We start from the raw sequence: 20,795 nt of genomic DNA on the forward strand, positions 1-20,795 counted from the left end.
CAATTAATAATTAATCTTATAAAACAGAATAAAAATTTATTAGCGATCAAAAAACATTCTATGTTATGAATAACAATGCTATCAATATTGATTTTACGGATTAAAAATCCCGAATAAGTAGATTAGTCAAGTTATTATTTTGAACTTCTATAATTTATCGCTACTATATTCTTCGACTTATCTGTTGATAAGAAAATATGGACTGTTGTTTATTTATTATTCATCAGATGTAAATCTAGACAATTCACTCGCTGTATTAATGTACGGCTTTAATGTTAACTCAATAATCTATCTCTCTGTCGCCTAAGCTCGTCAGAGGTGGGATATATTAAGAAATGAAAACTAAATTAATTATTTCATCTGTATTTGTTTCATCTGTATTTATATCTGCTGCTCATGCTATTGATGGACAAATCAAATTTACGGGAAAGATTACTGCCACTGCGTGTAAAATCGATTCAGATTCAGCTAATCAAACCGTAAATATGGGAACTATTAGCTCAAGTTCATTCAACGGAGCTTATAGTACTTCTGCCCCGACTCGCTTTAGTATTAAATTGACTGATTGCCCAACAGATTATCACCATGCTCAAGTCAAATTTGATGGTAAAACAGACAGAGTCGGCAATCGTTTTTTAGCGTTAGACAATAATAAAGGAAACGCGGCTAAAGGTGTTGCGCTTGCTCTTTATGAAGATGACAGTAATACGTTGATTAATATCGCTGAAAACTCACGTCCCCATCCCTTGGATGGCAAAAAAATTAATAATCTGAATTTCATTGCCAAATACATTGCGACAACTAACAACACCGTGACTGCGGGTACAGGTGACGCAGTAGCTCACTTTACTATCATCTATAACTAATCGAGTACTAATGGAATTTATGGCAAGGAAGCCAAAACAATATAACTCGGGACAATATCATTCAGGTTTAAATGACCAAAAATGATACTGGTTCGTTAATTATATTGATTGAAACATAAGAATAATATTGTTTGGAGCAGCTACCTTGAAATATTTTCACATTTTGCTTTTTATTGTAATCTACATTTTCAGTACCAATATCTCTTTTGCTGGTGTCGTAATTGGCGGTACTCGAGTTATTTATATCAGTGACCAAAAAGAAGCGTCTATTTCCATTAACAATCCAGAAACAGATATCTCTTACCTCATTCAAACGTGGGTTCAAGGTGAGCATGATGAAACTAAACCACCCTTTATTATCACTCCCCCACTCTTTAAATTAACAGCAGGGAATGAGAATATTTTACGGATTGTTAAAATCGGAAATAATTTACCAAATGACAGAGAATCTCTGTTCTGGCTCAATATCAAGTCTATTCCTGCTATGACCAAATCAGAACAAAACCAATTGCAAATCACGGTAAAATCCCGGTTTAAGTTATTCTATCGCCCTGCCTACTTAGCTGAATATGCGGAAACTGCTTATAAGACCCTGAAGTTCAGAACCGATGGCCATAAGCTCATTGCAGAAAATCCAACACCTTATTACGTCTCTTTTTCTGAGCTGGCAGCCGGAAATGGGGTAAAAAATTATGAAATTCAATCCCCCGGTATGATCCCGCCTTTTGAACAATTGAGCTGGGATGTTTCGATTAAAAACATCAATAAAGTAACTTGGAAAACTATTAATGATTTTGGCGGCATCACGCCAGAAGAAAAACGTATATTTTGAACATTTTGAACAAAAATCATTCCATCTATATACCCAATAGATTTCAAAATATAATGTGAAAGATGGCGGGTGTATCAAAATTAGAAAATTATCATGGATAACTATCGTCATTATCTTCAACAAAAAATTTCTAATAATTGGATGTTATTTATCAAGTCAAGCTTGCGATATTTATATCGAAAAGTGCTTTTCGGTACGTTATTAACTTCCTGTTTTTTGGCCTATAACAATAAAATTTATTCTGAAGAACATTTTAACATCAATGCGTTGGAAACCCATTCAGGTTTTCCAGAAGATATTGATCTGTCAATTTTTACTAAAGATGATCAGCAGCCGCCCGGTCGTTATTGGGTCGATATTTATCTTAATCGAGAGAAAGTAAATACCGGAAATATTGATTTTATTATCGTAAACAATAGACTCTCGCCAAAACTTAAAATTCAACAACTCCGGGAAATGGGAGTTAATATTGATTCATTCCCTTTGCTCCGTGATTTATCACAAGAGACAGAACTTTCTGATTTGGGTCAATATATCTCATCTGCATCAACTTTTTTTGATTTTAAACTTCAGCGACTGGATATCAGTGTTCCGCAGGCTGCATTACATAATCAAGCCAGAGACTATGTACCACCTAATTTATGGGAACAGGGATTAACGTCTCTGTTAGTCAACTATAATTACAATAGCTCTTTAGCCTGGCAAGATAACCAATCCGGCGCTACAAAAAATCATTTTCTTAATCTTAGAACAGGCGCTAACTGGGAAGCATGGCGTTTACGGAATTATTCCACCTATAGCAGCCAAGATAGAAAATGGCAAAATCTGAATACTTATCTTCAACGGGATATTCATGCTCTAAAAAGCCAATTAACTTTAGGTGATAATTACACTTCCTCACCTATTTTTGATAGTTTTCAATTTTACGGTGCTCAATTGGCATCTGATGACAGTATGTTGCCTGATAGCCTAAAAGGATTCGCTCCAACAATCCGAGGAATTGCACAAAGTAATGCTCAGGTAACCATTAAACAGAATAGTTATATTATCTATGAGACTTATGTTTCCCCCGGCTCTTTTGTCATCAACGATCTCTATCCAACAGTTTCTACTGGTGATTTAGAAGTTATCGTCAAGGAAGCAGATGGAAAAGAACATCGTTCTATGCAATCTTTTTCTACAGTACCGATCATGTTGCGGGAAAATAGCCTACGGCATTCCCTGACGTTGGGAAAATACAAATCCAATTCTCATCAAGATAAAGAACCCTTTTTTATGCAAGGTACGGTGATATATGGTGTTTCCAATCGTGTCACTGCTTATGGCGGAACAACAATCGCAAAAGATTATCAATCAGTGGCATTGGGTACAGGCTATAGCCTTTTTGATTGGGGTTCCATCTCTTTTGATGTGACTTATGCCAAAACAAATTCAGTACCCCGCGGTAAGCATTATGGTCAATCTTATCGCTTTCAATATGCCAAAGATCTCTCACAAACCGGTACCAGCCTCACTCTTGCGGGTTATCGTTATTCAACCCAAAATTTTTACGATTTCAAAGAGGCAAATGAATTAAATGCTGCGAATGGCGGAGGTATTTACAGTGGTACCAATAAACGCAGCAAATTACAGCTACATATTAACCAGCCTCTGGGTGACTGGGGATCTGTCTATCTCTCTGCCTTGCAGCAAGATTATTGGCATCAGAAAGGTTATGAGAAAAGCATTAACGCAGGTTATAGCACAAGTTACAACTCAATCAATTATAACCTGAACTATTCCCATAATAGTTTCCTGGGTGAAAATCGCAATGAGCAGATTATCGCCTTGAGTATTCAGATTCCTCTTGACCGTTGGCTGAAAAATAACTGGGTAAGCTATAACATGACTAACAGCAAAAACAGTGATACTTCTCATCAGCTCGGTTTGACGGGTAGTGCTCTTGAAGATAACAAGCTGACTTACAATATCCAGCAGAATTACACTCACCATAATAAAACTAATGGCGGAAATATTAATGCGGAATATAAAGGAGCATATAGCCAAATTAACGCCGGTTACAATTACGATAAGCATTCCAGGCAACTGACTTATGGTTTAAATGGTGGGATTGTCGTCCATCCCTATGGCGTTACCCTTTCACAATCTTTGGGGGATACGCTTGCATTGGTACGTACCAATGGTGTTCAGGGCATTAAAGTACAAAATTATTCTGGTATCAAGACTGACTGGCAAGGCCATGCAATCGTGCCTTATGTCAGTAGCTACCGAAAAAACCGCATTGCTCTGGATACAAATTCGATGGGTAATAACGTTGATATTGATATTAACACGCAAACCATCGTCCCAACCCGGGGTTCATTGACTTTGGCCAATTTCCAAACTCGCATTGGCCACCGTGTTTTACTTACATTTTCCCACAACGATAAAGAGATCCCCTTTGGTGCAATTGCAACATTGGAGCAAGAAAATGAGATAGATGAACCCAATAGTACTATTGTCGGTAATGATGGTCAGGCTTATCTCAGTGGTATTCCTCAGTCAGGCCGGATATGGGTGAAATGGGGTCATAAAGATGTTCAAGAATGTCGTGTTAATTATCAACTTCCAGAGAAAACTCCAGAATCTGGTCTGTACATGCTGAATGCATCCTGCGAGTAACAATTTGTTAATAACAATATATACCCAATGGATTTCAAAAGAGGCAGTTTGAAAGACGAAGTGTATAGACTATTTATTTGATATTTTTACATATTATGGAAATTATTTATGGCTAGCAGCTTAAAACTATTAATGGCGAGTTTATTTATTGTCGGCATGATGAGCAGTTTTGCCAGTCAGGCAAATAATCAGTGCCAATATTATCCAAATATGACTGCTAAAATGACACCCGTTTCTTTTGGCACTATTGTCATTCCCAGAAATTATCCCATCGGAACAACCATCAGGGAAATTCGTCTGGATCAAGTGGATGAGCAAGGTTATATCGCTTTTTGTGATCAACCGACACAAGCTTCGTGGGATAAACCTGATTTTGCAGAAGCACACTACAATTATGATGCAATTTATGAATCCGGTGTACCTGGCGTGGGAATACGTATCAATACATGGGGACCGGGTTATGGCATTAACTGGTTGCCCAGAAAAGTGGCAAATCCTCATTACTGTAATCTACCAGAATACTTCCGTAAAAATGGATGGCTCTATTGTGGAAAAACATGGGGTTATTTAACCGTGCAATTAATAAAAATTGCACCTACCACAGGCTCAGGAAACACTCATAGACGGGTATTAACCCGAGCTCTATTGGGCAATGCTCTTATTAATACTTTCTATTTAGAAAATACGCGCATCGTTACTCAAGGGTGTTCTCTTAAACAAAACACGATCTTTGTTAATATGGGGGATATCAGAACAAGTGAATTTCGGGGTATTAACAGTACTGCTGGAACCAAAGATTTCGAGCTGAAATTAGATTGTGATGCAAATCTTAATGTCCAAGTCTTATTGGATGGGCGCCCTGCTAAAAGCTATTCTAATAATATTTGGGCGTTGGATTACAGTAGTGACAACGTCACAGCAAAAGGTGTCGGTTTGCAAATCCTATATCAAAACCGCCTCATATCAATACGTACTCCGGTTGTGTCCGGTTCCACTCAGTTGGGAGGATATATTAGAATTCCATTGAGCGCTCATTATATCCAGACTGATGCCCGAATTATCCCTGGGAAAGCAAATGCAACAGCAACGATTACGTTAACCTATCAATAAAATTAGCCCCTTCCATTTCCTCCATAGTGATGTTGTTATGGAGGATTTTTTAATTGGTTGACTGAAACCTTGGAGTTGATAATTAAACAAGTATGTTGTAACTATAAAAATGTTAGCCGAGTTTTTTAATCCAAAAACAAAACGTTGTATACGTTTATGGGCCATAGTAAATAGTAAAATGACTACAGCCCATAAACAGTAAGATCACGATGCTATATTTGCCATCGTCTGTAAAATACGCTTATCTGATATTGGATACGCTGTACCCAATTGCTGGGCAAATAAGCTAATGCGAAATTCTTCGATCATCCAGCGAACTTCTTTTACTTCCGGAAATTGTTGCTGCTGAACAGACAGTTTTGCCTGCCATTGTTGCCACTGTCGCAGAATATGTTCAATCCGACTCATATGCGCTCTATCTTTATTAGGATCAATTGCCAATTTTTCCAATCGACGCTCAATACCACTCAAGTAACGCAAAATATCCGCCAGACGTTTCCAACCGTGAGAGGTGACAAATCCATTAAAGACCAAACCTGAAATTTGTTCTTTAATATCCGATAACGCAAGCGCCAGAGCAATATCTACCCGCCCTTTTAAGCGTTTGTTGATGTTAAAGACCGAAGTCAGGATCTGTTCTACCTGTTTGGCAATATCAACGACGGCATCATTCAAATCAGCACGTACTTTATCCTGCAAGCCAGAAAATGCCTGTTCATTCCATGCCGGGCCACCGTTTTCTGCAATCAATTTATCCACACCGCAGGAGATGCAATCATCAATCAAATCTAATACTTTTCCGTATGGGTTAAAGTACAGCCCCAGTTTAGATTTATTCGGTAATTTCTCATGCAGATATTTAATCGGTGATGGAATATTCAGCAACAACAAACGACGTGTTCCTTCCCACATTGCATTTTGCTGTTCGGATTCGGTTTCGAATAGTTTTATGCCAATGCTATCTTTTTCATCCACCAGCGCCGGAAATGCTTTAACGGAATAGCCACCGCGTTTTTGTTCGTAACGCGCAGGCAATTCGCCAAAACTCCAGATGTGCAGACCACTTTGTTCAATACCATCATCCGCAACAGCCGAAAGTGTTTCTTGAACTTTTCCTTTCAATTTGAGTTTCAGTGCTGACAAATCTTTGCCTTCAGCCAACGCTTTGTTTTTCTCTCCAAGAATGCGGAATGTTATCTTCAGATGATCAGGCACCTGTTCCAATTTCCAGTCATCACGTGACACTGTCACACCCGTCATACGGCGTAGTTCTCTTTCAAGACTATCCAATAAAGTCGCTTGTGGCTGTGTAATCCGCTCCAGAAATGCCTGCGCATAATTAGGTGCAGGTACAAAATTACGGCGTATCGGTTTTGGCAATGATTTAATCAGTGCAATGACTAATTCATGGCGAATTCCCGGAATTTGCCAGTCGAATCCTTCATCCTTAACCTGATTCAATACCGGTAACGGGATATGTACAGTCACGCCATCAGCATCAGTTCCTGGTTCAAATTGATAACTCAAACGGAATTTTAAATTATCCTGATGCCAATAATTCGGATAATCCAATGCACTGACTTTATCTGCATCTCCCTTAATCAACATGCTCTTTTCAAAGTTGAGCAATTCCGATTGTTCTTGACTCGCCGTTTTCCACCAACGGTCAAAATGACGGGCGGAAACAACGTCTTTGCCAATTCTCTGATCGTAGAAATTAAATAAGGTTTCATCATCCACCAGAATGTCCCGGCGGCGGGATTTATGCTCCAACTCCTCAACTTCTTCACGCAATTTCAAATTGGCGCGGAAGAATGAATGACGAGTTTGCCAATCCCCTTCGACCAAAGCATGGCGGATAAACAGTTCACGACATAACATCGGATCTGTCTGGCTGTAATTCACTAAGCGCCCTGCCACAATCGGCAAGCCATACAAAGTGACTTTTTCCGTTGCCATCACTGCGCCCTGTGATTTTTGCCAATGTGGTTCGCTGTAGTGATGCTTAATCAAATGTGCGGCCAGTGGCTCTACCCATTCGGGTTCGATACGCGCAGCAATGCGTCCCCACAACCGGCTGGTTTCCACCAATTCAGCAACCATTGCCCATTTAGGGGATTTTTTAAATAAGCCAGAACCTGGAAAAACAGAGAAGCGAGCGTTGCGTGCACCGGTATATTCCTGTTTATCTGTATCTTTTTGCCCGATATGGGATAACAGACCAGTCAACAAGGCAATATGAATACTGCGATAGTCCGCTTCCTGACTATTAATCGGCAAACCAATTTCTTTCACAACTTGTCGAAGCTGGGTATAAACATCCTGCCACTCTCTGACGCGAAGGTAATTCAGATAATCCTGACGGCAAAGTTTGCGGAACTGAGAGCTGGACAGAAGTTTCTGCTGTTCCAGCAAAAAATCCCACAATTTCAGGTACGCAATGAAATCTGAATCTTTATCCGCAAAACGACGATGTTTTTCATCAGAAGCCTGCTGTTTTTCCAGTGGCCTTTCTCGTGGATCTTGAATTGATAACGCGGAGGCAATTACCATCACTTCACGGACACAGCCATGAGCTTTCGCTTCCAGCACCATACGAGCCAAACGTGGGTCGATAGGCAACTTTGATAATTGATGCCCCATTGGTGTCAGTTGGTAGACCTCTTGCGACAGAGATTCCGGATCAATGGCTCCCAATTCCTCCAACAGGCGGACACCATCTTGAACATTGCGTTTATCCGGAGCTTGAACAAATGGGAATGCACTGACATCCCCTAAGCCAATTGATGTCATCTGCAAAATGACAGAAGCCAGATTGGTACGCAAAATTTCAGGATCAGTAAACTCGGGGCGTGATAAATAATCCTCTTCCGAATAGAGACGAATACAAATCCCATTTGAAACACGACCGCAGCGCCCTTTTCGCTGATTGGCTGATGCTTGAGAAATAGGTTCTATCGGTAAACGCTGCACTTTGGTTCGATAGCTGTATCGGCTGATACGCGCATATCCTGTATCGATCACATATTTAATGCCCGGCACAGTCAACGACGTTTCCGCTACGTTGGTTGCCAGGATAATACGGCGCCCGATATGGAATTGGAATATCCGATTCTGCTCACTGTTAGACAGCCGTGCAAAGAGTGGCAAGATTTCAGTATGAGGTAAATCCTGCTTACTGAGCGCATCCGCCGTATCACGAATCTCTCGTTCACCACTCATGAACACCAGTATGTCACCTGAGCTTTCACGCCCTAATTCATCCACTGCATCAATAATGGCTTCAAGCTGATCTCGATCACTGTCATTATCATCACCAACTACTGGACGATAGCGAACTTCCACTGGATAGGTACGCCCAGACACTTCAATAATTGGCACATTGTTAACATTGTTAACATTGTTAAAATGGCGGGAGAAACGTTCAGGATCAATGGTTGCAGAAGTAATGATAACTTTCAGATCAGGGCGCTTTGGCAACAATTGACGTAAATAACCGAGAATGAAATCGATATTCAGACTGCGTTCATGGGCTTCATCAATAATTAGCGTATCATATTGCAACAAAAGGCGATCTTGCTGCAATTCTGCCAGCAAAATACCGTCAGTCATCAATTTGACTAACGTATTTTCACTGACCTGATCATTAAAACGGACTTTATAACCGACTGTCGAACCTAACGGGGTTTCCAGTTCATCCGCAATACGATTGGCAACCGAACGGGCGGCCAAACGACGGGGTTGAGTATGCCCAATCAGCCCTTTGATACCCCTGCCCAATTCAAGGCATATTTTGGGGATCTGAGTCGTTTTACCCGAACCGGTTTCCCCGGCAATAATAACAACCTGATGATCCCGGATCGCTTTGTAGATATCGCCTTTTTTCTGACTAACAGGTAAATTTTCAGGATAGTTAATTGAAGGAGATGCGGCTTGGCGATTAATGATTTTTCGTTTTGCAATCGCAATATCCGCAGAAATAGATTCTGCCACAGACTGTAAGGAAGTTTGATTCTTAATTTTTGTTGCCCCATGCAGACGTTTTCTCAAACGGAACTGATCGCACAGCGATGTGTGATCAAGTTCAGTGAATAATTCAGCGAATGTTGCTGTCAAAGGTGATTCCACAGTAATAAATCCTTGTGACGTTCTTAAACTGAGTAGCGCTGTCTTTGCAGGCTCAGAGGATACTGTCATCGAAAAAATGACACAAACGCAGCCCGAAGAAGCTGTCGCTTAACCAGGATTGAGTGCGCCAAACGGCGCGCTTATTTCTTCATCCAATTACCATTAATACCAAGCACATACTCCCCGGAAGCTGCGCGATTCACTAATTTTTCACCCGTTATTTTCGCAACTTGATCTGTTGTCATATTATTCTGAGCTGCTATCTCAGCATATTTCTTTTCCCGTTCCCTATTAATCCTTTTAACCATAGATTGAACATCCAAAGTGTTTTTTACGGGAGCCAGATAGCCACTAAATGTCTCTCCCACCAGTCCTTGTTGTTTGGCTTCATTCAACGTCATGCCTATGGCAAAAGAACTGAATAGCAGACCCAACAAAAATATTACTCCTGCTTTTTTCATATCTTAGCCTTTAGAATAGGTTAGAATTATTTTTGAGCATATCTTCAATTTGTCGATCAATCTTAATATGAATTTCATGTTCAATTTTTACATTCATATTAATATTGATAGGCTTATCCGGTGTTGCTACTTCCAGCCTGACACACCCCAGTAATGCCAGGTTAACCAATATTATTCCAGCCCACATCATACCCATTTTGGCTATCGGCAACCTGAATCCAGTTTCTGTTATCATTTTTCACCCCTGCCCATTACAGATACATTCTTCTGTAACCATTCTTCCAGATCATTGCCAAAACGCAGACTACGCCATAATTGAAAAATATTCTCTTCATGGCGATAGTTGAGCCTGACTTCACGTTTTCTATCTACCAGAGGATTAACACCACTGATTTCTGAATGCAATGTCAATATTCCCAAGTTATCGAGAGTAACATATGCCTGCGAACGGTCGATTTCTAAATAACGCAGCCAATCCATTGCCATACCTGCTGATAAATCATTTTTGCCAATGGAATCCACCGTGTCTGTATCCAATCTCAATGTCAAATAACCCTCGTTGGATACCCAGCCTTTCTGAATAATCCAGTATTTATCATTTAATAATACAGGCAATTCACCGCTGATTTTACCTGACATCGCCATTTGTTTGACTTTTAACACACTAAACAATTTACTCAGGCTTAATTTGTTAAATTTCAATCTGGCCGCTTCCTTTTGTGGAAGCTGTAACTTATCCATCCCCAGTTTGCCATCCAGAAGATCAACATTCACATGGGATAAGACCAATGGCTGTGTATCCGTCGGAGGATAAAATCCCAGAAGATCCGCTGTTACGTTTTGCATATCAAACAACCCCTTAATTGCTTTGATTCGCAACTGAACAGGCGATGTCAGCCCTAATTGCCAAGTATGATCCTGCAAACGCCACGGCAGAACAAAATTCAACTCATCAACGGTTCCATTTTTCAGCCACATACCAGCATCTTTGACTACCCAATGACCACCAGCACGTAATCCTTGCCCCTTCGCCGCTGAAAAAGCGGCTTGAGCATAAACATTTCCACCACGCACCGTAATTCCTAAGTCTGGCGGAATTAAAGTCTGAAATGCTAATAAAGATTGTTGCGGCCAGCGAACTTCACCTCTTAATCGTTCACCATCCCAACGCCCATAAAATGGAATGGGGCCAATCCCCTTGGAGTACAATTTACCATTCAGAATAAAATTGTCCGGAGATTGACCATTCAATGTGACCTTAAAATCAAAGAGAGGCCAAAAACCACCAGAGCGAAATTCTATTCCCTGGGCTGATAATTGCAAATCTCCCATTAATTTTGGACGATCTAAGGCACGCTCCCAAACCAATGGCGTGATTAGTTTTAAACGCGGAGCTTTCATTTGCACAGAACCATGCTGAATGCGATCAAATCCTGTATTCAATGTCTCCACTGTTACCTGTGATTGCAGCCAATTTCCCTTGCCGGCAATATCCCATTTGGCGTGTAACGGAGGTAAATTCCCATTACCCCAATAACGCCATTTCCAGTTTCCCTGATCGGGTATAAAATCTGCCGCATACCCATCTAAATGCAATTTAACTTTTCCCCAATAATCGTCCCGTGCTTTTACAATGGCTTGAAGACGACCGGTTAGTCCATTACGAGTCAGATAAGTCCCGGCCAAGGGTAAACGAGCTTCTGTAACGGTAAAGGTTTCACTGATTTTTCCCCATGCCCGAAATAATGCCCCTGATTGAAAAGTGATTTTAGGGGAAACGAATGACCCAGTGACAACAGCAGGCAATGACATCGTCATAATCATTTGGCCGCTATTGATTTGCCCAGTCAACTGAAACGGAATATGAGTATTGGTGACATTAATTGGTGCCGGTTGTACGGAAAGAACAATATTACCTTTACCCTGCTTATTTTGAGTGATTAAATTTAACCGCCCACTGACAGACATACCATTCAAGCCTTTTTTCCATTGTTCAAGCGTGATATTCACTCTTCCAGAGAATGGCTGGCTGGCATCTGTCCACTGCCATCTACCATCGGTTATCTGAAATTGAGATGTATTGAATGACCAGGGCAATTCCGCCAATATTTGTTTTTTCTTTTCTGCACTGACGATAAGTTGGCCACTCTGCCCCTGCCATTTCAGTGTTAAGTGTAACGGATCAGGATATTGGCTCAGAGATAGATAAGCGGTAATTTGACCTTGTTGTGGCAGGGTTTCAAGGTCTAAAGGTAAGACAATATTCCCATTCAGATTAATTTCTTGCTCCGGTAACCTGACAAAAAGTTGCTGAATAATGAGCGTTTTTTTATCTGTAATACTTGCACTTAGCTTTAATTGCTCGCCTTGATAAGAAAATATTTGATTTTGAGATGATGAATTAAATTGAAGTTTACCGGAAAATGCCTGCCAAGGAGAGAGAGCAAAATGTTCAGCAATAAAATTAACGGAAGGTATAGAGGATAATATTTTCTGAATGGATAAAGGCGTTGACTGTTTTTGCGTGACCGTTAATTGCGCCAAGCATTGGCTTTGACTATCAATATTCTCAGCGTGAACATCCCAATAACGATCTTGGGTATTTCCGCTAAGTGAATATCCTAATGATAGACCAGACACACTGATCCATTCACATTTTTTCACTTTCAATGACAGATCATCCAACCATAACTCACTCCCTTTCCATTTAGGCTGGCTTAAAGAAAGAGTAACTCCTTGCGGCAACCAATGACTGGCAATCAATGGCAACCAGCGCGAAATTGTATACCAACCCACCAGTATCAATAACACCAACAACATTACTATCACTGCGAACACTTTTAATATCTTGGTCATCACATCCATATCTCTTCTTTTTCAACCTAAGAGCAACTTCCTGTTATGATAGTCTCATATCAGGCAATAGGCTCGAATGATTTTGCAGTTACTGTATTGACGGGGGTGTTACCATGAAATTGGTTGTTTATAGTACAAAGCAGTATGATCGTAAGCATCTTGAAATGCTCAACCAAAAACTTGGGCTAGATTATCATATCGAGTTTTTTGACTTTCCTCTGAGTCCACAAACAGCTAAAAATGCCATTGGTGCAGATGCTATCTGTATTTTTGTCAATGATGATGGCGGACGTGAAGTGCTCCAGGAACTGGCAGAAATGAATATCAAAGTATTGGCCCTGCGTTGTGCCGGATTCAATAATGTCGATCTTGATGCAGCCAACGAATTTGGCATTCAAATTGTTCGAGTACCCGCTTATTCACCTGAGTCAGTTGCTGAACACGCTGTTGGGCTTATGTTATGTCTGAATCGTCGTATTCACCGCGCCTACCAACGAACCCGCGATGCCAATTTTTCCCTTGAAGGTCTGACTGGTTTCAATATGTATAAACGTACCGCAGGTATTGTCGGCACGGGAAAGATCGGCCTCGCTACTTTACGAATTCTGAAAGGTTTCGGTATGCATTTATTAGCACATGATCCCTATCTAAATCCTGAAGCCTTGGACATGGGTGTGGAATATGTAGATTTAGATACTTTATATGCTGAATCTGATGTTATTTCCCTGCATTGCCCCATGACACCAGAAAACCATCATTTATTGGATGAAACAGCATTCAGTAAAATGAAAAATGGTGTGATGATCATCAATACCAGCCGGGGTGCGCTAATTGATTCCATTGCCGCCATCAATGCACTAAAAGAACAAAAAATTGGCGCATTAGGTATGGATGTTTATGAAAATGAACGTGATTTATTCTTTGAAGATAAATCAAATGACGTTATTCAAGATGATATTTTCCGCCGCTTGTCTTCCTGCCATAATGTGCTTTTTACGGGTCATCAGGCATTTTTGACTGAAGAAGCGTTAACCAGCATTAGTGAAACGACTCTACAAAATATTCAGCAATTAATGTCTGGAGAAACTTGTCCGAATATTGTTGAATAATCTCAACGCATATCTGGGGATAAAATGAAAAAAGTGATTCAATTAGTGGTCACCACTCTATTACTCACAGCATGTCAATCTCCAGGAGTCAGTGCTACGGAGAGTGTCACAAAGAGAGGTTTGCAAAATCGTCATTTTGATTTAATTAGTGTCAATAATGAGTATATTTTAAATAAAAATGACAGCAAACTCTCTATTTCATTTGATGGAAAAATGAATATATCAGGCACTATGTGCAATAACTTCATGGGAGTCGGTAAATTAAAAAATAATATTCTAACAGTAAAAAATTTGACCGGTTCTGAGATGTATTGTGTTAATGAAAGACTTAATCAATGGGATCTCGTGCTAAATGACGTATTAACTAAAGGGGTAAAAATCAATTTAAAAGGTAAGCGACTTACATTAGTTAACGGTAAGAATACCTTAGTTTATATTTTGCGGGATCTCTCTCAATAATCTTGTATTCAGTGAGCCAGCCATCGTCTTCTGATGCAACATTTTCTGCCTTGGATTATTTGTGTTTACATGATCTTTGATTACCCGGTGCAATACTGGGTAATCTGTTGTTTCTTTAGCTGTATTCCTTTGAAAAATAAATTTATTTTTTATTATTATTTGAATTGTTCGGCTCCTATAACAATACAGCTAATTTCATGCTCCATTGTATTAAATATTAGAATGGTATTTATGCTGCTTACCCAATATATATTAAGCACTGTCGATATAATTTTTGTATCAGACAGTCAAAGCCACTACCGTGCAGCTATGGAAATTTATTTGATAATGAGGGAAAGAAAAATGAACAACAAATTGATAAGCTATATAGTGTTTGTAGGGGTTTGGATCACCATGACACTGACGATTGGCGTTATTTTGTCATAGAAAATTGCAATTGCTCTTGATGTAAAATGCACCCCAGAAGGTTATCAGTTAGCAACACATGGGTGGAATGTAATTAACTAAAATATTTGGGATGTTCTTGAACGCCTTGATAAACAAGGCTGCCAGCGCCACGTCGTCACAGATGTTGGACGAGGCGGTATGATGAGTTCTCCTAATTTCACCCTACTGCGTGAAGTCTGTGAAAAAACTGCATCTCCTGTAGTTGCCGGCGGAGGAGTATCGAGTATAGATGATCTCTGTACTTTAGCGGATAATTTGTTATTTTTTAGCTATTGCTGTTCTGACATCGGGGAGTCAAACCAAATATTATACACAATGGATTTCAAGTTGCATCGCGACGGCAAGAGAGCAAATCCCCGGTCACATAGATAACTATGTGACCGGGGTGAGCGAGCGCAGCCAACAAAGATGCAGTTTGAAAGACGAAGTGTATAAAACAACGATGCCCCAAACATTTGTCATTGATATAAAATCCATTTTATATCAATGAATGAAGAAACTATTCAGGTTTATTAAGAATATGATCCTCCCAATCCACCACATCCGCTTCACGTACAGCGATATGCCTGACAGAAATGCGCTCCGCATGCATAGCTGATTTTGAACCACTGACCAAGGGATGCCACGGCAGCAGTTTTTTGCCTTCTCCAATCAAACGATAAGCACAAGTCTGCGGTAACCATTCAAAAGTGACCATGTTTTCACGGGTTAATTTGATACAGTCAGGTTCATATCTGAAACGATCTTCGTAATTCTTGCACTGGCAGGTTTTAATACTCAGTTGATTACAGGCAACATTGGTGAAGTAGATTTCATCAGTGTCTTCATCCATCAACTTATGCAGGCAGCACTGGCCACAGCCATCACATAATGTTTCCCACTCTTGGTCTGTCATTTGTTCCAGGTTTTTTACCTGCCAGAAAGGTTGAGACATAATTTCTGTCATTCCTCATGTTAAATCACTCTGGTTGTCAAAACATGTTTATTAAGAACAACGTTCAACACATCACCAGATTGCAGTGGCCCTACGCCTTCAGGCGTTCCCGTCAAGATAATATCGCCCGGACGGAGGATAAAAAAGCGCGACATATAGCTAAAATTCGATTTTCAGTGAGTAAGGAAATGAACTCGTTGTGTGATACCATCCGCCATCATACCAACACTGAGGGCAAAATAGTAAGAACGATTCCAATGCATGATAGTTCGAAAATTTTGCGTTACCCAGAATGCCCGTTGTTCCGGATCATCAGGAATAACAATCCAACCTTTGGTATTGGCAGGTAAATTAGCAAAGTGTGGCGATGAAACACCCAATGTCTGCCATTGAGCAATGGTTTTTCCCTTCTCAGTCTTAACACCTTCTAATTCTACGTCAAAACCAGCAGGTAATGAGATGGCATATCCCCACGGTAGTCCTTTTTGCCACCCTTCTTTAGCCAAATAATTGGCTGTTGAGGCAAAAACATCTTCCTTATTGTTCCAAATATCGATTTTTCCGTCACCATCTCCATCTGCACCATACGTCAAATAAGAAGTCGGCATGAATTGGCTTTGCCCCATCGCTCCGGCCCAAGAACCTCTTAAAGTTTGCCCTTCATCAATATACTGATTTTCTATTATTCCCAACGCTGCCAATAACTGTTTAATAAAAAATACTTCACGGCGACCTTCAAAGGCTAGCGTGGATAATGCTGAAATAACATCTTCTTTTCCCTGAATTTTGCCAAAACCACTTTCTAATCCCCACAAGGCAACAATATAGGCTTTCGGTATACCATATCTGCGACTGATTTTTTCCAACTGAGGAAGATGATTTTCATATTGAGTGACCCCTTGCTCAATCCTCCAAACTGGCAAGACTTGGTTCAGATAGCCATTCAATGTGACCTTTTTTTCTGGTTGATTACGATCAGCCTTAATGACTCGTGGAATAAAATGAATATTGGCAAATGCTCTATCTAAGGTTTTTTCACTGACTCCCTGCTCGCGTGCCTGCTGCTTCAACAAAGTCACATATGCAGGAAATTGTGTTGGCTCACGAGAATTTAATGGAAACTGGTCTTCCAGAGCTTTAACATCTGTTTTTGCCAGAGGGGTCAAAACGGATTGTTCATACAACTGTTTGTTATTTGATGCACTGCACCCAGTCAACAGAGTTGCCGCCAATAAAGTCACTCCGGTTATTAATTTCATACATCAGATCCTTAGTTCAGGCCCTGGCAATTACCAGCCATTCTCTATAGTTTAGTTGGTTTGTTTGATGCAAGATGTTCATTGATCAAATTTTCCACTGGGGGCGGTACTTGTAAGTAAAATCCCTGTTCAACCAACGCTGCTTTTACTTTTTCGATGTCTGCATTGGCTAATTTTTTTCTGTCTGATAATGAAATCATCATTGAATATTGAGGCTGACCGAATGTTTTTAATAGCTCTTCCGGAACGCGCGAAAAATCGTCTTTTTTTGCAATATAGAGATATGTTTGGTCACGTTTCAGGCTTCTGTAGATTACACAAATCATTGTTATAAACTCTTTTAAATTAACTCTGCGACTTGCTTGAATAATTCACTAACTATAACATGCTTATTATATTTAAGAATATCGTCTCCCTGAGTCTGTTCTAGGAAAATGATTTAAAACACCATCCCGGGAAACTTAACCTTGCTGAGTCAAAATATCGATGCCACAGTCGCCAATTGAGCTAAAAGGCAGTAATTTTACGCTTTCGGTTGTTCATTTGTATGATGAACAGCCGGAAATCATTCATCGAGCTATACAGGAAAAAATGCAGCAAGCACCTGAATTCCTGAAAAATGCTCCTGTTGTTATTAATATATCTGCTCTCCCCGTCGGCGCAGATCTTATTGCACTCCATCAAGCTATCGAATCGGTTGGATTGCGTGTTGTTGGCATCAGCGGTTGTCAAGATGAAGAACAACGGAAAATTGTTTTGAAATCTGAACTTCCTTTATTGAAGGAAGGTAAAAGTAAGCAGGTTCTTACTCAAGAGAATAAACCTACTGAACCTATTTTCAAAAAAACTCGTATAATTAATACGCCTGTTCGTTCAGGACAAAGAATTTATGCCCCAAATAGTGACCTCATTGTGACAAGTAATGTGAGCGCTGGTGCAGAATTAATCGCTGATGGAAATATTCATATATATGGTGTGCTACGTGGACGGGTATTGGCAGGCGCATCTGGCGATCAAGAAAGCCAGATTTTCTGCACCCATTTAAATGCTGAACTCACCTCTATTGCCGGTCAATATTGGCTCAGCGAAAAAATACCAGAAATTTTTGTCGGTAACGCCGCAAAATTACGTCTGGTTAACAATGAATTAACTATTGAAACCTTAGTCTAGCCCTTATAACAAGGAATTGCTTCATGGCACGCATTATTGTTGTTACATCTGGTAAAGGTGGCGTTGGCAAAACCACTTCAAGCGCGGCCATTGCTACCGGTCTCGCTCAGAGAGGAAAAAAAACTGTAGTTATTGATTTTGATATCGGTCTACGGAACCTCGATCTGATCATGGGTTGTGAACGCCGAGTGGTCTTTGACTTCGTGAACGTTATTCAAGGGGATGCTAAATTAAATCAGGCACTTATTAAAGATAAGCGCACAGAGAATCTATACATTCTGCCTGCCTCTCAAACCCGCGATAAAGAAGCTCTCACCCGTGATGGCGTCGAGAAAATTCTGAATGAATTATCTGAACAGAACTTTGAGTTCATTATCTGCGATTCTCCTGCGGGTATTGAAAGCGGTGCATTGATGGCACTCTACTTTGCCGATGAAGCAATTATTACGACAAATCCGGAAGTTTCATCTGTCCGTGATTCTGACCGTATTTTAGGTATCTTAGCGTCTAAATCACGCCGAGCAGAACAAGGAAAAGAGTCTATCAAAGAGCATCTTCTGCTGACTCGTTATAATCCGGGACGCGTGAACCGCGGAGATATGCTTAGCATGGAAGATGTACTGGAAATCCTGTGTATTCCTTTACTTGGTGTCATCCCAGAAGATCAATCTGTTCTTCGGTCATCTAACCAAGGAGAACCGGTTATTCTGGATAAAGATTCTGATGCAGGTAAAGCATACGAAGATACAATTTCACGTTTACTCGGTGAAGAACGGCCTTTCCGTTTCATCGAAGAAGAAAAAAAAGGCTTTTTAAAACGCCTGTTTGGGGGGTAACGCATGGCTTTGTTAGATTTCTTCCTGTCGAGAAAAAGACCGACAGCCAATATTGCCAAGGAGCGGCTACAAATCATCGTAGCAGAGCGGCGCCGTGGTGACTCTGAGCCTGCTTATTTGCCCGAGATGAAACGGGATATTCTGGCAGTAATTTGTAAGTATGTACAAATCGATCCAGAGATGCTTTCTGTACAGTTTGAGCAAAAAAATGATGACATCTCTGTACTGGAACTTAATGTAACATTACCTGAGATGGAAGAATCGCCAAAATAAAGCATCAAATGATGCTATTTAATTTAAGGCTATGACTCCTCAAGGATAAATCGGGATGTTATTACATCCCGATTTAAGAACCAGATGCACATCAGTTAATGCCTTTTTAAGTTAGCATCACTGCTCCAGGCTATTGCTCAGAATAATTTGCCAATATTTCAGCAATAGGTTCAGCCAACAACTTACTACGCCAACCTCTGAGCAGTTCAGGTTGAGATCCCAGCGATTTCAGTTTCCAATGACAATAAAGTAGTTGGTTAATCTGTCGGCGAGAAGCCAGCAACTCTGCGCTGAAACGATGAGGTTCACTCACTCGGGTGACCACAGCTTTAATTTCTTTGAACGCCTTGCGGTAGCCCGGATAATCAATCAAATTCATCATTTGAGCCGGACATTCTTCTTCTGGAATATCTCTGTATTCCGCGACCATCGCCAGCAAGCGACGACCATGACAACGAATTTCCTGTCCGCTCAATCCTAAAGCATCTAACTCTCCCAAGGAAGTCGGCATATAGCGGGCAACCTGCCACAAATTTTCCTCCCGGATCACGAAATTAACCGCCAGATCACGCTCTCGCGCCTGATTTAGCCGCCATGCAGCCAGTTTTTTCAAACAAGCCAATTGTCTTGGGCGTAACTGCCATGCATTACCAATGTCTTTATAAGCACATTCTGGCATCAATATTTCGTTACGCCGTTGAGCAATCAAATTACTTTCATCTTTTGCTGCATTTAAATATCCCGCCTGCTCTGTTTTTTCCAACAAAATGTCAGCAAGTGGCAATAAGTAATAAACATCGGCCGCAGCATATTTGCATTGTTTTTCACTCAATGGACGCGCTAACCAATCGGTACGGGATTCACTCTTATCCAATTCTACATGCAAGTATTCAGCAACCAACGTTGCGAAACCACATGATATAGGATGACCGATAAATGCAGCCAATACCTGAGTATCAATCATAGGTGCTGGCAAGCATTGAAAGCTATTCCCAAAAACCTCTAAATCCTCACTACCAGCATGAATAAGCTTTAGTACATCTGGATCAGTCAATAACTCCCTGAAGGGTTGCCATTGTGAAACTTCAAGAGGATCAATAAGAGAAAGCTGTTTACCATCAAATAGTTGTATTAAACCTAATTGAGGATAATACGTCCGTGTACGAACAAATTCGGTATCTAATGCAATTCTTGCATTTTTTTTTGCCTGTTCACAGATTGATTGCAATTGGACATCGGTAGTAATCAACTGATAATTACAATTTAACAAAAAAATATCCTTTAAATACATTATGTTGTATAGCCATGAATACTAAAAAAATATAATAATGCACACAGTTATGTACAGCCAACGAAAATCTCTAAACACCCTTTATCCGGATAGCTATTTCTAT

18 protein-coding genes and 1 pseudogene are annotated in these 20,795 nt (G+C 40.3%); 10 read left to right on the forward strand and 9 right to left on the reverse strand.

Translation table 11 applies throughout. From position 1 onward, the window contains the following. Positions 1-335 precede the first annotated feature (335 nt). The 4 genes from BM329_RS07610 (at position 336) to BM329_RS07625 (ending at position 5,469) form a co-directional block, all read left to right on the forward strand. Positions 336-866 (forward strand): fimbrial protein, encoded by a 531-nt coding sequence (locus BM329_RS07610; protein ID WP_092551165.1) that lies wholly within the window; start codon positions 336-338, stop codon positions 864-866. Between the two features lie 145 nt (positions 867-1,011). Further along, the gene (locus BM329_RS07615) at positions 1,012-1,698 is read left to right on the forward strand and encodes a fimbrial biogenesis chaperone (RefSeq protein WP_092551168.1); all 687 of its coding nucleotides are present in this window, start codon (positions 1,012-1,014) and stop codon (positions 1,696-1,698) included. A gap of 93 nt (positions 1,699-1,791) precedes the next feature. Continuing rightward, positions 1,792-4,359, forward strand: a complete 2,568-nt coding sequence (locus BM329_RS07620; RefSeq protein ID WP_092551171.1) for a fimbria/pilus outer membrane usher protein — start codon at positions 1,792-1,794, stop codon at positions 4,357-4,359. Positions 4,360-4,467: 108 nt separating this feature from the next. Next, positions 4,468-5,469: a fimbrial protein gene (locus BM329_RS07625; RefSeq protein WP_092551174.1), complete on the forward strand. Its 1,002-nt coding sequence runs from the start codon at positions 4,468-4,470 to the stop codon at positions 5,467-5,469. Between the two features lie 204 nt (positions 5,470-5,673). Here the strand turns inward: BM329_RS07625 and hrpA are convergent, their stop codons facing one another. The 4 genes from hrpA to BM329_RS07645 form a co-directional block, all read right to left on the reverse strand. Next, positions 5,674-9,597, reverse strand: coding sequence for an ATP-dependent RNA helicase HrpA (gene hrpA, locus BM329_RS07630; protein WP_092551177.1), 3,924 nt, complete (start codon positions 9,595-9,597; stop codon positions 5,674-5,676). 140 nt (positions 9,598-9,737) lie between these two features. Beyond that, entirely contained in the window at positions 9,738-10,058 is a 321-nt protein-coding gene (locus BM329_RS07635; RefSeq protein WP_092551180.1) for a YdbL family probable chaperone protein, read from the reverse strand. Positions 10,059-10,068: 10 nt separating this feature from the next. Further along, entirely contained in the window at positions 10,069-10,254 is a 186-nt protein-coding gene (locus tag BM329_RS07640) for a YnbE family lipoprotein (protein WP_245759038.1), read from the reverse strand. Positions 10,255-10,289: 35 nt separating this feature from the next. Continuing rightward, the gene (locus BM329_RS07645) at positions 10,290-12,914 is read right to left on the reverse strand and encodes a YdbH family protein (RefSeq protein WP_092551240.1); all 2,625 of its coding nucleotides are present in this window, start codon (positions 12,912-12,914) and stop codon (positions 10,290-10,292) included. A gap of 113 nt (positions 12,915-13,027) precedes the next feature. Here BM329_RS07645 and BM329_RS07650 point away from each other — a divergent pair, with 113 nt between their 5' ends. The 3 genes from BM329_RS07650 (at position 13,028) to BM329_RS15020 (ending at position 15,301) form a co-directional block, all read left to right on the forward strand. After that, complete coding sequence (locus BM329_RS07650) at positions 13,028-14,023, forward strand: 2-hydroxyacid dehydrogenase (RefSeq protein WP_092551186.1); 996 nt, start codon at positions 13,028-13,030, stop codon at positions 14,021-14,023. A gap of 24 nt (positions 14,024-14,047) precedes the next feature. Then, complete coding sequence (locus tag BM329_RS07655) at positions 14,048-14,482, forward strand: META domain-containing protein (RefSeq protein ID WP_092551189.1); 435 nt, start codon at positions 14,048-14,050, stop codon at positions 14,480-14,482. 510 nt (positions 14,483-14,992) lie between these two features. Beyond that, the gene (locus BM329_RS15020; RefSeq protein ID WP_245759039.1) at positions 14,993-15,301 is read left to right on the forward strand and encodes a HisA/HisF-related TIM barrel protein; all 309 of its coding nucleotides are present in this window, start codon (positions 14,993-14,995) and stop codon (positions 15,299-15,301) included. A 127-nt stretch (positions 15,302-15,428) separates the two neighbouring features. Here the strand turns inward: BM329_RS15020 and BM329_RS07670 are convergent, their stop codons facing one another. From BM329_RS07670 to BM329_RS07685, 4 genes and pseudogenes are all read right to left on the reverse strand, one after another. Next, a complete protein-coding gene (locus tag BM329_RS07670; RefSeq protein WP_218153260.1) occupies positions 15,429-15,866 on the reverse strand; it encodes a YcgN family cysteine cluster protein in 438 nt (145 codons plus the stop codon). Positions 15,867-15,883: 17 nt separating this feature from the next. Further along, positions 15,884-16,024, reverse strand: a pseudogene (locus BM329_RS07675) (fumarylacetoacetate hydrolase family protein); the annotation flags it as partial. Between the two features lie 12 nt (positions 16,025-16,036). Beyond that, positions 16,037-17,122, reverse strand: a complete 1,086-nt coding sequence (locus BM329_RS07680) for a lytic murein transglycosylase (protein WP_092551198.1) — start codon at positions 17,120-17,122, stop codon at positions 16,037-16,039. Positions 17,123-17,166: 44 nt separating this feature from the next. Beyond that, entirely contained in the window at positions 17,167-17,448 is a 282-nt protein-coding gene (locus BM329_RS07685) for a YcgL domain-containing protein (protein ID WP_092551201.1), read from the reverse strand. A gap of 160 nt (positions 17,449-17,608) precedes the next feature. Between BM329_RS07685 and minC the strand changes: the two genes are divergently transcribed. The 3 genes from minC to minE are packed head-to-tail and all read left to right on the forward strand — an operon-like array spanning position 17,609 to position 19,401. Then, a complete protein-coding gene (minC, locus tag BM329_RS07690) occupies positions 17,609-18,292 on the forward strand; it encodes a septum site-determining protein MinC (RefSeq protein WP_092551204.1) in 684 nt (227 codons plus the stop codon). Positions 18,293-18,315: 23 nt separating this feature from the next. After that, entirely contained in the window at positions 18,316-19,128 is an 813-nt protein-coding gene (gene minD / locus BM329_RS07695; protein WP_092551207.1) for a septum site-determining protein MinD, read from the forward strand. Positions 19,129-19,131: 3 nt separating this feature from the next. Beyond that, the gene (gene minE, locus BM329_RS07700; RefSeq protein ID WP_092551210.1) at positions 19,132-19,401 is read left to right on the forward strand and encodes a cell division topological specificity factor MinE; all 270 of its coding nucleotides are present in this window, start codon (positions 19,132-19,134) and stop codon (positions 19,399-19,401) included. 130 nt (positions 19,402-19,531) lie between these two features. Here minE and rnd read toward each other — a convergent pair whose 3' ends face one another. Next, a complete protein-coding gene (gene rnd / locus BM329_RS07705; protein ID WP_092551213.1) occupies positions 19,532-20,692 on the reverse strand; it encodes a ribonuclease D in 1,161 nt (386 codons plus the stop codon). Between the last annotated feature and the right edge of the window lie 103 nt (positions 20,693-20,795).

This window comes from Xenorhabdus koppenhoeferi, from assembly GCF_900116635.1.
GTDB lineage: Bacteria > Pseudomonadota > Gammaproteobacteria > Enterobacterales > Enterobacteriaceae > Xenorhabdus > Xenorhabdus koppenhoeferi.

Coding starts and splice junctions, on each gene's coding strand:
- BM329_RS07650 (WP_092551186.1), top strand. CDS start 13,028: ATGAAATTGGTTGTTTATAGTACAAAGCAGTATGATCGTAAGCATCTT.
- minD (WP_092551207.1), top strand. CDS start 18,316: ATGGCACGCATTATTGTTGTTACATCTGGTAAAGGTGGCGTTGGCAAA.
- BM329_RS07655 (WP_092551189.1), top strand. CDS start 14,048: ATGAAAAAAGTGATTCAATTAGTGGTCACCACTCTATTACTCACAGCA.
- BM329_RS07625 (WP_092551174.1), top strand. CDS start 4,468: ATGGCTAGCAGCTTAAAACTATTAATGGCGAGTTTATTTATTGTCGGC.
- BM329_RS07645 (WP_092551240.1), bottom strand. CDS start 12,914: ATGACCAAGATATTAAAAGTGTTCGCAGTGATAGTAATGTTGTTGGTG.
- BM329_RS07640 (WP_245759038.1), bottom strand. CDS start 10,254: ATGGGTATGATGTGGGCTGGAATAATATTGGTTAACCTGGCATTACTG.
- minE (WP_092551210.1), top strand. CDS start 19,132: ATGGCTTTGTTAGATTTCTTCCTGTCGAGAAAAAGACCGACAGCCAAT.
- BM329_RS07685 (WP_092551201.1), bottom strand. CDS start 17,448: ATGATTTGTGTAATCTACAGAAGCCTGAAACGTGACCAAACATATCTC.
- rnd (WP_092551213.1), bottom strand. CDS start 20,692: ATGTATTTAAAGGATATTTTTTTGTTAAATTGTAATTATCAGTTGATT.
- BM329_RS07610 (WP_092551165.1), top strand. CDS start 336: ATGAAAACTAAATTAATTATTTCATCTGTATTTGTTTCATCTGTATTT.
- BM329_RS07635 (WP_092551180.1), bottom strand. CDS start 10,058: ATGAAAAAAGCAGGAGTAATATTTTTGTTGGGTCTGCTATTCAGTTCT.
- minC (WP_092551204.1), top strand. CDS start 17,609: ATGCCACAGTCGCCAATTGAGCTAAAAGGCAGTAATTTTACGCTTTCG.
- BM329_RS07680 (WP_092551198.1), bottom strand. CDS start 17,122: ATGAAATTAATAACCGGAGTGACTTTATTGGCGGCAACTCTGTTGACT.
- BM329_RS07620 (WP_092551171.1), top strand. CDS start 1,792: ATGGATAACTATCGTCATTATCTTCAACAAAAAATTTCTAATAATTGG.